General features: G+C 69.7%; 10 protein-coding genes. 5 read left to right on the plus strand and 5 right to left on the minus strand.

All coding sequences use genetic code 11. The features are described from left to right. Positions 1-115 precede the first annotated feature (115 nt). The 5 genes from FS845_RS07130 (at position 116) to FS845_RS07150 (ending at position 6,608) form a co-directional block, all read left to right on the plus strand. A complete protein-coding gene (locus FS845_RS07130; protein ID WP_144631930.1) occupies positions 116-1,102 on the plus strand; it encodes a Bug family tripartite tricarboxylate transporter substrate binding protein in 987 nt (328 codons plus the stop codon). Continuing rightward, positions 1,092-2,381 (plus strand): hydantoinase/carbamoylase family amidase, encoded by a 1,290-nt coding sequence (locus FS845_RS07135; protein ID WP_144631933.1) that lies wholly within the window; start codon positions 1,092-1,094, stop codon positions 2,379-2,381. Before FS845_RS07130 ends, FS845_RS07135 begins: the two co-directional genes overlap by 11 nt. A 140-nt stretch (positions 2,382-2,521) precedes the next feature. After that, the gene (locus FS845_RS07140; RefSeq protein WP_144631936.1) at positions 2,522-3,325 is read left to right on the plus strand and encodes an exopolysaccharide biosynthesis protein; all 804 of its coding nucleotides are present in this window, start codon (positions 2,522-2,524) and stop codon (positions 3,323-3,325) included. Positions 3,326-3,496: 171 nt separating this feature from the next. Further along, positions 3,497-4,870, plus strand: coding sequence for an MFS transporter (locus FS845_RS07145; protein ID WP_144631939.1), 1,374 nt, complete (start codon positions 3,497-3,499; stop codon positions 4,868-4,870). A gap of 91 nt (positions 4,871-4,961) precedes the next feature. Beyond that, a complete protein-coding gene (locus FS845_RS07150) occupies positions 4,962-6,608 on the plus strand; it encodes an acyl-CoA synthetase (RefSeq protein WP_144631941.1) in 1,647 nt (548 codons plus the stop codon). Positions 6,609-6,650: 42 nt separating this feature from the next. On the opposite strand, the gene FS845_RS07155 is transcribed toward FS845_RS07150, so the two are convergent. The 5 genes from FS845_RS07155 to creC form a co-directional block, all read right to left on the minus strand. Continuing rightward, positions 6,651-7,625, minus strand: a complete 975-nt coding sequence (locus tag FS845_RS07155; RefSeq protein ID WP_144631944.1) for a Bug family tripartite tricarboxylate transporter substrate binding protein — start codon at positions 7,623-7,625, stop codon at positions 6,651-6,653. 144 nt (positions 7,626-7,769) lie between these two features. After that, entirely contained in the window at positions 7,770-9,170 is a 1,401-nt protein-coding gene (locus FS845_RS07160) for an ATP-binding protein (protein ID WP_144631947.1), read from the minus strand. A 338-nt stretch (positions 9,171-9,508) separates the two neighbouring features. After that, complete coding sequence (gene creD / locus FS845_RS07165) at positions 9,509-10,936, minus strand: cell envelope integrity protein CreD (protein WP_144631950.1); 1,428 nt, start codon at positions 10,934-10,936, stop codon at positions 9,509-9,511. A gap of 110 nt (positions 10,937-11,046) precedes the next feature. Next, the gene (locus FS845_RS07170; protein WP_144632808.1) at positions 11,047-11,208 is read right to left on the minus strand and encodes a toxin-antitoxin system HicB family antitoxin; all 162 of its coding nucleotides are present in this window, start codon (positions 11,206-11,208) and stop codon (positions 11,047-11,049) included. A gap of 9 nt (positions 11,209-11,217) precedes the next feature. Continuing rightward, complete coding sequence (creC, locus tag FS845_RS07175) at positions 11,218-12,654, minus strand: two-component system sensor histidine kinase CreC (RefSeq protein WP_144631953.1); 1,437 nt, start codon at positions 12,652-12,654, stop codon at positions 11,218-11,220. Positions 12,655-12,697 lie beyond the last annotated feature (43 nt).

Consider the following 12,697-nt stretch of genomic DNA (forward strand, 5'->3'; position numbering starts at 1 on the left):
CGCTTCAGTTGGAAACAAATGTTGTGTAGTATCTTAAATCGAATCGGTTGATTCGTGTGCCGCGTGCACGACGAATCGGCCGGCTCGCCACAACAACCATTCCAGGGGAACATTCATGGCCATCTCTTTCGTGCAACGCGTGTTGCGGCGGTGCATCGCCGCCGCGGGCGTCCTGATGCTCGCGCCGCTGACGGCGCACGCCGACTTTCCCGAGCGGCCCATCACCATCGTCGTGCCGTCCGCCGCGGGCGGGACGCCCGATACGCTCATCCGCTTCCTGTCGCTGAAGGCGCAGGAGCGCTACCAGAAAACCTTCGTGGTCGAGAACCGGCCGGGCGCGTCGGGCATTCCCGGCATCAATGCGGTCTATCGCGCCAATCCGGACGGCTACACCCTCGGCTATGCGAACAACGTCACGCTGGCCATCAACCGCGTCGCGTTCAAGGAGCTGCCCTACGATCCGCAGGCGCTGGTGCCGGTCGCGTACGTGATGAAGGTGGCCAACGTGCTTGCGGTGAATCCCGCGCTGCCGGTCAAGACGCTGGACGAGTTCCTGGCCTATGCGAAGAACAATCCGGGCAAGGTCACGTTCGCCTCGCCGGGCCAGGGCACCTCTGGCCACCTGACCGGCGAGCTGCTGGCCAGCAGCTCGGGCGTGAAGCTGCTGCACGTGCCGTACCGCGGCAGTCCGCAGGCCACCAACGACGTGATGGCGGGCATGGTCGATGCGCTGTTCGACAACACCACCAGCATCAGCCCGCACATCCGCTCGGGCAAGCTGCGCGCCCTGGCGGTCACCAGCCTGAAGCGTTCGCCCAGCTTTCCCGACCTGCCCACCGTGGCCGAGAGCAAGCTGCCGGGCTTCGAGGGCGTGGCATGGGGCGGCATCGTGGCCCCGCCGGGCACGCCGCCCGAGATCGTGCAGACCCTGACCAAAATGTTCAACGACCTGCTCGAAGACGCCGCCATCCGCGATCAGTTGCTGAAGATGGGCATGGACGAGGTGATCGGCGGCCCGCCGCGGGCCATGGCCGACTACGCGGCGAAGGAAACCGAGAAATGGGGGAAGGTCATCAAGGAGGCCGGCGTCGATGTCCAGTGAGCAACACGGCCCGATCGAACCCGCCGCGCGCGCGGCGGCGCGGCAGCAGGTCGTCCGCTGGTTCGACGTGATGGCGGAAACCACCGCCGATCCCGTGGCCGGCATCACCCGGCCGTCGTATGGCGAGGGCGAGCAGTTCGTCCACGCCTTCCTGCGTGCCGAGGCGGCCGCGCTTGGCCTGCGCATCGTCCAGGACGCCGCGCTGAACAGCTACATGACGCTGCCCGGCCGCGATCCGGCCGCGCCGGCCATCATGATCGGATCGCACCTGGACTCGGTGGCGCAGGGCGGCAACTTCGACGGCGCGGCGGGCGTGGTGGCGGGGCTCGCGGCCCTGTCCATGCTGCGGCAACAAGGCGTGGCGCCGCGCGGCGACATCACGGTGATGGGGGTGCGCGCCGAGGAAAGCGCGTGGTTCCAGACTTCGTACATCGGCAGCCGCGCGGCCCTGGGTCGGCTGTCCGCCGAGGCGCTGCAATGCCGGCGCGTGGATACGCAGGCCACGCTGGCCGAGCACATGCGCCAGTTTGGCGGCGATCCCGACGCGTTGCTGGCGGGGCCGCCTTTCCTGGCGGCCGGGCGCATACGGGCTTTCATGGAAGTGCACATCGAGCAGGCGCCCAGCCTGGTCGAGGCCGGCGTGCCGCTGGGCATCGGCACGGGCATTCCCGGCAATTTCCGCTATCCGGAGATCGTCGTCACCGGCGAGACCGCGCACGTGGGCCTGCCGCGCCGGTTCCGCCGCGATGCGCTGGTGGCGGCCTCCCGGTTCGTGGCGCGTCTGGACGACCTGTGGCGGCGCTGGGAGGACGCGGGGAAGAGCATGGCCTTCACCGTCGGGCGGTTTCATACCGATGCCGCCAACGATGCGATGACCAAGGTGCCGGGCGACGTCCGTTTCAGCCTGGACGTGCGGGCCTACGACGAAGCGGACGTGGCGCGCCTGCATGAAGAGGTGCTGGGAATCGTCGGGGCGCTGCAGGACGAATGCGGCGTCCGCTTCGACCTGGGCCGGCGCACGCAGGCGCCGGTGGCCACGGTGTCGCCGGACATCCGCGCCGCGCTGGCCGCGCTGGCACAGGCGCGCGGCATTGCTTGCGTGCCGCTGGCCAGTCCCGCCTCGCACGACGCGGCGGTTTTCCACGAAGCCGGCGTGCCGATGGGACTGCTGTTCGTACGCAACCGGAACGGCAGCCACAATCCGCACGAGGCCATGGACATCGATGATTTCATGCTGGCGGTGGACGTGCTGACCGACTGGCTGCTGGCGCAGGGCTGAGGTTAAGCGCTGAGGGTTAAGCGCTGAGGGTTAAGCGCTGAGGGTTAAGCGCTGAGGCCGGCCGGTGGATCGGGGCCGGCTTCCTGCATCCGCCAGCGGGGCGCGGAGCACCTGGGCACGTCGCTTGCTGGGCGGGGCGCATGAACGGTCAACGATACGAAAGCATTCGGGCCACCGCCGGCGCGCATCCGGAAGCCGCCGCGACCACGCGCGCCCTGGGGCTCGAGGCCACCGCGCGCCTTGCGGCAGCCAGCGCGGGCGATGCGCCCGGGATGGAGGACGTACCGGGGACGGAGCCGGCCAGGCCCCCGGTCAGCGCCCACCTCGACGCCGGCCACGCGCACGGTGCCCGTTTCCGCCGCCGCGCCTGGCGAGCGGCGCCCAAGCTGTCCACCATGCTGGACCGCCTGGAACGGCTCACGTGCCGCGACTGCGAGATCTCGGTCGAGCGCATGCTCAACGCCATCGGGCGCACCAGCTTCGCGCCGCTGATCCTCATCGTGGGCCTGCTCATCATGTCGCCCCTCGGCCACGTGCCGGGCATGCCCAGCACGGCGGCCGTGCTGGTGGGCCTGAGCGCCGCGCAGATCGTCATGGGCCGATGCCACATCTGGCTGCCGGCGTGGCTGCTGCGGCGCCAGGTCAACCGCAAGCTGCTGCAGCGGGCGATCCGCTTCCTGCGGCCGCTGGCCCGGGCCAGCGAATTCGTCTGCCGGGCGCGCATGCGCTGGATGACGGGCAACGTGGGCGTGCGCACCGTGGCGGGGTTGTGCCTGGCCATCTGCGTGGTCATGCCGCCCCTGGAGATGGTGCCCATGGCCAATTCGGCATGCGGGGCGGTGTTGGCGCTGTTCGGGCTGGCGCTGACCACCCGGGATGGCGTGTTGATGAGCGTGACGCTGCTGGGCGGCGTGGGGGCGCTCGGTTGGCTGGCGATGGGATGATGGGCAGCCTGGACGACCCGCCACGTGGCCGATGACAGGCCGCCGGCTGACAATCCGCTGGCATTTCGCACATTCAAAGCACCGCCGATACGGGAGTAATATCAACGCCTCCGCGACCCACGCCCAGGCGCGTGCGGCCATCCCGTCCGTCACTCCCCCGCCGTCCCAGTCATGCTGTTCAGCTTCGCGCGTACCCACCAACACCCGATAGGCGAAGGCGTCCCGCACGCCGAACGGTGGAGGGCGGTGCTGGCGTTGTTGCTGGGCGTGTGCATGGCGAGCCTGGACACCGCCATCGCCAACACCGCGTTGCCGACCATGGCACGCGATCTGCAGACCACCGACGCGCTGTCGGTATGGATCGTCAGTTCCTATCAACTGGCCATGATCGCGGCGCTGCTGCCGGCCGGCGCGCTGGGCGAGATCGTGGGCCATCGCCGCGTCAGCATGGCGGGCCTGGTGCTGTTCACCGTGTCGTCGCTGGCATGCGGCCTGGCGCCTTCGCTGGAGTGGCTGGTGGCCGCGCGCGTGGTGCAGGGGCTGGGCGCGGCCGGCGTGATGGCGGTCAACGCGGCGATCCTGCGCTTCGTCTATCCGGCCGGGCAACTGGGCCGCGGCGTGGGCCTGAATTCGCTGGTTGTGGCCGTGTCGTTCGCGGCGGGCCCCACGCTGGCCTCGCTGATCCTGGCCGTGGCCAGCTGGCACTGGCTGTTCCTGATCAACGTGCCGCTGGGCTTCCTGGCCTTCCGCCTGGGCCTGAAGTCGCTGCCGGTGACGCCGCTCAACGACCGTGCCTTCGACCGCGTCGCCGCGGTCCTGTGCGCGTGCTTCTTCGCGCTGCTGGTCTACACGCTGAACGAGGGTGCGCACTCGCGCACCTGGACGGACGTGCTGGTCACGCTGGCGCTGACCTTGCTTTTCCTCTTCCTGCTGCTGCGGCGGCAGGCCGGCGACCCCGCGCCCATGCTGGCGCTGGACCTGCTGCGCCGGCCGATGTTCGCGCTGTCGGCGGCCACCGGCGTATGCGCCTTCGCCACGCAGGCGCTGGCCTTCGTGTCGCTGCCGTTCATGTTCCAGCAACTGGGGTATACGCAGGTGGCCACGGGCTTCCTGATCTCGCCGTGGCCGGTGGCGGTGGCGCTGGTGGCCTCGGTGGCGGGCCGCCTGTCGGACCGCTATCCGGTGGGCATGCTGGCGGGCATCGGCCTGGCGGCGCTGTGCGCCGGCATGGGCCTGCTGGCCAGCATGCCGGACCATCCGTCCGCGTTCGACATCGCCTGGCGCATGGCGCTGTGCGGCGCGGGATTCAGCTTCTTCCAGTCGCCCAACGTGCACGCCATCATGACTTCGGCGCCGCACGAGCGCAGCGGCGGCGCCAGCAGCATGGTCGGGACGGTGCGGCTGCTGGGGCAGTCCACCGGGGCCGCGCTGGTGGCCGCGTGCTTCAACATCTCCACGACCCATGGCGCCGTGACGGCGCTTTGGCTGGGAACGGCGTTCGCGGGGCTGGCGGGGGTGGCCAGCGTGATGCGGCTGCGGTACTGACCTGCCTTACACTGGTCCGGCGGCCACAGCAGCCGCCGGATCGGCCTCCACGTCGCGGGATGGCCGGCTCCGATACCGACAGGAGACAGCCATGCCGCAGGCCTTGAAGGAGGAACTGGCGCGCAATGCCGCCAATCACGTTCCGTTGACGCCGCTGGGTTTCATCGAGCGTGCCGCCCGGGTCTATCCCGATCATCCCGCGTTGGTCCACGGCGCGCACCAGCAGAGCTGGAGCCAGACCTACGAGCGCTGCTGCCGCATGGCGGCCGCGCTGGTGGACGACGGTGTGGCCACGGGCGATACCGTGGCGATACTGGCGCCCAACACGCCTGCCCTGTACGAGGCGCATTTCGGCGTGCCCATGGCGGGCGCCGTGCTCAATGCCATGAACACGCGGCTGGACGCGGCCACGCTGGCCTTCATCCTGGAACACGGCGAGGCGCGCGTATTCCTGTACGACAGCGAGTATGCGGACCTGGTGGCCGATGTACTGGGCCGCCTGCGCGAGCCGCCGCGCACGGTGCGCATCGAGGACACCGGCTTTGCCGGCCCGCACGGCGACCTGGGCGACGCCGAGTACGAAACCTGGCTGGCCTCGGCCGAGCCGCGCTGGGACTGGGCCTGGCCGGCGGACGAATGGCAGTCGATCTGCCTGAACTACACCTCGGGCACCACGGGCAATCCCAAGGGCGTGCTGTACCACCATCGCGGCGCGTACCTCAACGCCATGGGCAACGTGCTGTCCAGCAACGTGCCGGCGCACGTGCGCTATCTGTGGACGCTGCCGATGTTCCACTGCAACGGCTGGTGCTTCCCGTGGACGGTGGCGGCGGTGGCGGGCACCAATCTGTGCCTGCGCAAGGTCGATGCCGCGCACGTCTTCGAGGCGATCGGCGAGCGGCGCGCCGAGCTGTTCTGCGGCGCGCCCGTGGTGCTGAACATGCTGGTGAATGCGCCGCAGGGCGTGCGGCAACGCGCGGAGCACCGTGTGCTGGCCGTGACCGGCGGCGCCGCGCCGCCCGCCGCGGTGATCGAAGCCATGGACGCCCTGGGCATCGAGGTGTCGCACCAGTATGGGCTGACGGAGACCTACGGTCCATCGATGGGTTGCGCCTGGCATCCCGAATGGGACGAACTGCCGTTGGAGCAGCGCGCCGCGCTGAAGGCGCGCGTGGGCGTGCGCAAGGTCAACGTGGAGCGCACGCAGGTGGTCGATGCCGACATGCGGCCCGTGCCCGCCGATGGGCAGACCATGGGCGAGATCGTGGTGCAGGGCAACAGCGTGATGAAGGGCTACCTGAAGAATCCCCGCGCCACCGACGAGGCCTTCGCGGGTGGGTGGTTCCATACCGGCGACCTCGGGGTGGTGGACCCGGACGGCTACGTGGCGATGCGCGACCGGGCCAAGGACATCGTGATCTCGGGCGGCGAGAACATCTCGACCGTCGAGGTCGAGAGCGTGCTGTACCGCCACCCCGACGTGCTGGAGGCAGCCGTGGTGGCGCGGCCCGATGCAACGTGGGGCGAGACGCCGTGCGCCTTCGTCACGTTGAAGGACGGGCACGACGCGCAGGCCCAGGACATCATCGATTTCTGCCGGGAACGGCTGGCGCGCTTCAAGGTGCCGCGCACGGTGGTGTTCGGCCCGCTGCCCAAGACGTCGACCGGCAAGATCCAGAAGTACGTGCTGCGCGAGCAGGCCGCGGGATTGCCGGCGAGGGAGGGGGCGTCGGGATAGCCGGCACGTGCCTGGGCGGTGCCCGCACCGCCTGCCCCGGGCTTACTGCGCCGTGATGTTCCGCTCGCGCACCACCTTGCCCCACTTGTCCGACTCGGCGCGGATGAACTCGGCCAGGCCTTCGCGCGTGGTCGGCTGGGGCGTCAGGCCATGCTTGTCCAGCGCCGCCTTGATCTCGGGATCGTTCAACACCTTCACGATCTCGCGGTTCCAGTTGTCCAGCAGCGGCGCGGGAGTCTTGCCGGGCGCGACGAAGGCATACCAGTTGAGGGCCTCGAAGCCGGGGTAGCCCGATTCGGCCACCGTCGGGATGTTCGGCAGGTAGCTCGGACGCTTCAGGCCGGTGGTGGCCAGCGGAACCAGCTTGCCGGTCTCGACGTGCGGCATCGCCGTCGGCGGCGCCGAGAAATACGAGGCGACCCGGCCGCCCAGCAGGTCCTGCAAGGCCGGCGCGCCGCCCTTGTAGGGGATGTGGACCATCTCGATGCCGGCGCGCTGGTTGAACAGTTCGCCCGCCAGATGCGACGCGGAGCCCGGACCCGTGGAGGCGAATTCGACGCGGTTGCCCTTCTTGGCCAGGGCGACGAATTCGGCCAGGGTGTTGACGCCCAGGCCCTTGTGCACGACCAGCACGTTCGGGAAGTTGACGCCGCCGGAGACGGGCGCCAGGTCCTTGAACGGGTCGTAGCCGACCTTCATGAGATGCGGGGCGATCGACAACGGACCGATGGAGCCAAACAGCAGCACGGTGCCATCGGCCGGACCATGGGCGACCTGCTGGTGGGCAATGTTGCCGCCGGCGCCGCCCTTGTTCTCCACCACGACCGACTGGCCGATGTTCTCGCCGAGTTTCTTGGCGATGAGGCGCGCGGATGCATCGGCCGCGCCGCCGGGGGCGAAGCCCACGATGAGCGTGACCGGCTTGCCTGGCGGAAAATCCTGGGCCGCCGCGGGCAACGCCACGGCGCATGCGAGCGCGCTACAGGCCAGCAGGATGTGGCGTCGGATGGGTTTCATGGAGAGTCTCCTGGTTCTTGTAGGAATGGGGCCGGCTTCAAAGGGCCAGCCGCATACTTTAGGAGGGGCGGCGGATGCGGGGAATGCACATCTGTTCAACAGGTGTTCAGTATTCGTGAAGGGGGCCGGACGTGCGAGCCGGCTTCAGCGAACCTTGGGCGGCAGCCAGCGGTCCAGGCAGGCGGCCAGTTCGGCCTGCGGCACGGGCTTGGTTAGCCACTCGTTGAAGCCCGGACGCCGGTCCGTGGCGCCGGCAAGCGCCGGCCGGCCCGCCGAGAAGGCGACCACCGGCAACGGCTCTCCCTGGATGTTGCGCAGCCCCGCGCGGCGCACGTGGCGGGCCAGCGCCGCGCCGTTCATGCCGGTCATGCGCACGTCGGTCAGCAGCAGGCCGTATTGCCGCGCGCGCAGCTGGCGCAAGGCATCCAGGCCGTCCGTCGCCGTGTCGTGGGCATGGCCGAGCTGGGCCAGCTGCAGACCGATCAGTTCGCGGGCGATGGGGTTGTCCTCGGCCAGCAGGATCAGCCGGCCGCGCTGCCGCTCGCGGGCGTGGTCGATGGGCAGCAAGGCCAGCGCATGGCGCGGCGCGGGCGGGTCGTCATCGTGCAGGCGATCCCGCCTGGAGGCGCGAATGGGCGCGTGGGACGTGGCCAGGGGAGTCCGCGCCCGCGGCAGGGGCAGGTCCACCGTGACGCACGTGCCCGCGCCGACCCGGCTGCGCAGCGCGATGCGGCCCCCCATGGCGTGGACCAGTTCCTGGCTGATCGCCAGGCCTAGGCCCACGCCGCTGTAGCCGGCCCGCCGGGCGGCGCGCGCGCGGCGATAGGGCCGGAACAGCCCGGCCTGCTCATCGGCGGCAATGCCGACGCCGCTGTCCTCCACGGTGAAACGCACTATGGCGGCATCGTGCTGGCGCCGCACGCGCAGCAGCACACGACCGCGCGGGGTGAACTTCAGGGCATTGGCCAGCAGGTTGAACAGCACCTGGCGCAGGCGCAGCGGGTTGCCGCGCACGTGCACGGGCAGGTCCGCGTCCAGGATCAGATCCAGGCGCAGGCCCTTGCCGCGCGCGCTCTCGTTCCAGAAGCCGTAGGTGTCGCGGCACAGCGCCCACAGGTCGAACGGCTCCTGGCCGGCCGCCGCGGCTGGCGTGGCATCGAGGATGCCGTCCAGCAGGCGCACCAGGTGATCCCCGGCCATCCGGCCCAGCTCGACCAGGCGTTTCTGCCGGGCGTCGGTGCACGTGCCGTGCAGCGTATCGAGCATGGCGATCAGGCCGTTGAGCGGCGTGCGCAGTTCGTGCGCGGTATAGGCCAGGGCGATGGGCGGGGCGGCGCGCGTGCGCTCGGGTGCCGCCGTCTCGACGGCCCTGCGCCGGCCGGGCTTGCGGCCCGCGCCGGACGTCCTGGACGGCGCCCCGAGGGCGCGCACACGGGGCTTGCGTGTCCGGAACCTGCGCAATGCGGGCCTGTCGGCCTCGTTGGCCACGGGCGGCTGGTTCAGCAATCGCCGTGCAGGGGCGTGCAGCGCGTGTCGGTGTTGCATGCGAGGCGGGTAGCAGGCGCGCGGGGATGCGGAGCAGGGGTTCGGGACATGGCCGGGATCATGAAAACGCGATATTCATGATTTAGTGTTTCCGCGGCCGTCCGATTAATGGAACAAGAAAATATCGGACTGGTATACGTATTGACGCGGCTTATATTGCAGTTGCGGGTGGGTGCTATTTGTATCCAATGGCCAGCGCCGTGTTGCCTGATTGACGGTTCGTGAAAGGAAGAAGGCGGAACCCGGGTCCGGGATTCCGCCTTTTCGATCGGCACTCGCCACGCGGTCAGGGCCTGCGGCCCGGAACCGCCCGGAACGTCAGGCTGCCATGTCCATGCTCAGGGCACCGGCGGCAGGGCGGATTGCGGGGCGGCCTGCAAGGGCGCGGCCTGCGTCGGCGCCGCCGCCTTGTCGCTGCCCAGCACGCCGTACCAATCCAGCTTGCGGGTGGCCAGCATCACCGCGGCCAGCACGGCGAACAACAGCAGCGAGCCCATCATCAACGCCGCCTGCTCGCTTTGCAGCACCACATACAGCGCGCCGTACAGGCCGCCCACGCCCAGCCCGAATCCCAGGCCCGTGCGCTTGCCGCCCATCGCGTAGCTGACGTACACGGCCAGCAGCAGGCTGCACGCGGCGCTGGCGCAAGCGTAGGCCCAGCCGAAGGGCATGTGCTCGGACAGGCTGAGCAGCAGCAGGAAGAAGATGCTGAGCGCGCTGCCCACCAGCAGGTATTGCATGGGGTGCACGCGCAGGCGGCGCAGCAGTTCCAGCATGCCGACCGCGATGAAGGTCAGGCCCACGAACAGCATGCCGTACTTCACCGCCCGCGAACTGAGCGAGTACGGATTGACCGGATCGAAGAAGGCCACGCCGAAGCTTTCCACGCACGAGCCGGGCTCCGGGCCGTATTCCTGGCGCATGTCGACGGCGCACAGCGGCACGCTGCGGCCGTAGTCGGCGGGCGCGGTGGTCGCCAGCGAGAAGACGCGCCAGGTGGCCTCGAACCCCTGGTCGGTGACGGTGCGTTCGGCGGGCAGGAAGCGGCCGCCGAAAGAGGGGTGGGGCCAGTCGGCGTTCATCTTCACCTGCGTGGATTCGGCCACCGGCGCGAACGACAGCTGGGCCGTGCCCTGCAGTTCCAGCGTGACGTCGGCGCTCAGCTCGCGTCCGGCGGCCGCGGTCTCGTCCAGCTCCATGTGGAAGCCGCGCGGGTAGCCGGGATGCTGCGTGCCCGGCTGGATCGCCACGTCGCGGCCATTGACGGCGGCGTGCGCCGAGCGGATGCCGCGTGCGTCCATCAGCGCCAGCATCAGCGTGGGGGCTTCGCATTGCACGCGGCCGTCGGCATGTTCGGAGCGGGGCGGCAGCATGGCGTCCGAGGCCGGCCATTGCGCCTTCAGCCGCATTTTTGCGGCATAGGTGTCGATGCGGAAGATGCCGCGATAGCGCGGATCCTGGTCGACCTGCGCGTCGACCTGCAGCGTGCCGGGCGGCGCGGTCAGCATGAAGCTGCGGCGCTCGTTGCGCAGCTTGCGCGCGGCGCCTTCGCCGTCCCAGGCCTGCCATTGCTCGGTGCAGTAGCGCTGCAGCACGGGACCCATCAGCGTCTGCTTGCCGACCTGGTCCTGCTCGACGTTCATTTCCGCGGTGCGCTGGTTGCCGTGGCGTTCGTGGACGATGTCGCCGATGCTGATCAGGCCAAAGGCCAGGCACGCCAGGACCAGCAACAACGCCGCTCCCTTCACGATCACAGGGCTTTTCATGGACTTTCCTCTCTCCGTCGGGTGTTCGATGCTGGGCAGTCTGAACGGGGAGGGTGAGCAGGCGATGAAGTGTGTGAAGGGAGTGTGAAGTGTCGGGATGATGAACGCGTTCAGGCGTTAGCGGCTTTCCTGATGACGCTTGCGATCCACTGGTTGAGGCTTTCCTCGTGCGCGGCCGCGGCTGCGGCGGCGGCTTGGTGGATTGCAGGAGGAACGCGAAGCACAAACTTGCCGGAGAAATCCTTGCGGGGTTCGACACCGCCAGCACTTATGAGACTTTTCTACACCGCCGGAAACCGCAGTCTTGCCACCAGCCCCGGCTGTGCCCGCACCAGCTCCAGCGTGCCGCCATGCAGCGCCATCACCTGTTCGACGATGGCCAGGCCCAGGCCGCTGCCCTTGTCGCCGCCCTCGGGCCGGGCGGTGGAGTAGAAGCGCTTGCCCAGCTGCGGCAGGGCATAGTCCGGCACGCCCGGGCCATGGTCGCGCAGTTCGAACAACACGTGCGGGCCGTCGCGCCACACGGACAGGTCCAGCGCGGCGCCGGCCGGCGAGAAGTCCAGCGCGTTGGCCAGCAGGTTGCCGATGGCCAGTTCGGCCAGTTCGGGGTCGCCGCGGATTTCGGCGGCTTCCTGCCGCAGCCAGCGCACCTGCAGGCCGCGCTGGCCGATGCGCGCCTGCTGGGCCTGCAGGGCGTCCAGGGCGCAGTTGTCCACGCGCATGCGCTGCGCGTGGGCCAGGCTGCCGCGGGTTTCCAGCTTGGACAGTTCCAGCAGGCGGTCGACCAGCACGCGCAGGCGTTCGGACTGGTCCAGCACCTGCGCCGCGAACAGCTCGCGGTCGGCCGCGGGCAGCGGGTCCTGCAGCAGTTCGCCGGCGCCGCGGATCGCGGCCAGCGGGCTTTTCAGTTCATGGGTGAAGGCGCGCACCACCTGTTCCATGTGCTGCCGGCCTTCCAGGCGCAGGCGCATATCCTCCATGGCGTGCGCAAGGTCGCCCAGCTCGCCGGGCAGGCGCGGCACGGCCAGCACCTGGCCGGCCTGCACGTGCTGCGCGTAATGGCGCAACCGGCGCACCGACCAGACGATCCATATCGTGACCAGCACGCCCACCAGCAGCGACAGCCCGAACAGCCACGCGCCGGCCACCAGCACCTTGCGCTCGGCGCGGGCGACGAAGCGCGCGACCGAGGAGGCGGGCTTGGATACCGTCAGAACGCCCAGCAGCTGGCCGTCGCGCCGCACGGGGGCGGCCACGTACATGGTGCCGTCCTCGGTCTTCTGGGCGGCGTCGTGCGTCGAGCGGGCGCCGTACTCGCCGCGCAGCGTGCGCATCACGTCGTTCCAGCGGGAATAGTCCTGGCCCACCGCGGACGGCGTGCGGGAATCGAGCACCACGCGGCCGGTGGCGTCGGTGACGTACACACGGAAATCCAGCGAACGCTTGTCCAGTCCCCAGATGCGTGCATTGACGGGACGGGTGGCGTAGTCGCGGATGCTGCGGGCCAGGTCGCTGTCCTCCAGCGTGCCGCCAGGCGGCATGGCGGCCAGCGGTCCGGCGGCCTGTTCAGCCAGCAGGTTGGACGTGTCGACCAGGATGTCTTCCATCACTTCACGCGCGCTGGGCTTGATCTCCGCCATGAAGACGCGCAGCACGAACACGGCCGCCAGGCCGGCGATCAGGAAGAACCCGAGCAGAAGGCGCAGGCCCAGTTTCATGGGCGGTCCTCGGTGCGTGGGGCGGGCGGGGCGCTCCGGTATT

It is taken from the genome of Bordetella genomosp. 13, from assembly GCF_007679965.1.
Taxonomy (GTDB): domain Bacteria; phylum Pseudomonadota; class Gammaproteobacteria; order Burkholderiales; family Burkholderiaceae_B; genus Bordetella.

Coding starts and splice junctions, on each gene's coding strand:
- FS845_RS07150 (WP_144631941.1), top strand. CDS start 4,962: ATGCCGCAGGCCTTGAAGGAGGAACTGGCGCGCAATGCCGCCAATCAC.
- creC (WP_144631953.1), bottom strand. CDS start 12,654: ATGAAACTGGGCCTGCGCCTTCTGCTCGGGTTCTTCCTGATCGCCGGC.
- FS845_RS07155 (WP_144631944.1), bottom strand. CDS start 7,625: ATGAAACCCATCCGACGCCACATCCTGCTGGCCTGTAGCGCGCTCGCA.
- FS845_RS07135 (WP_144631933.1), top strand. CDS start 1,092: ATGTCCAGTGAGCAACACGGCCCGATCGAACCCGCCGCGCGCGCGGCG.
- FS845_RS07145 (WP_144631939.1), top strand. CDS start 3,497: ATGCTGTTCAGCTTCGCGCGTACCCACCAACACCCGATAGGCGAAGGC.
- FS845_RS07140 (WP_144631936.1), top strand. CDS start 2,522: ATGAACGGTCAACGATACGAAAGCATTCGGGCCACCGCCGGCGCGCAT.
- creD (WP_144631950.1), bottom strand. CDS start 10,936: ATGAAAAGCCCTGTGATCGTGAAGGGAGCGGCGTTGTTGCTGGTCCTG.
- FS845_RS07130 (WP_144631930.1), top strand. CDS start 116: ATGGCCATCTCTTTCGTGCAACGCGTGTTGCGGCGGTGCATCGCCGCC.
- FS845_RS07160 (WP_144631947.1), bottom strand. CDS start 9,170: ATGCAACACCGACACGCGCTGCACGCCCCTGCACGGCGATTGCTGAAC.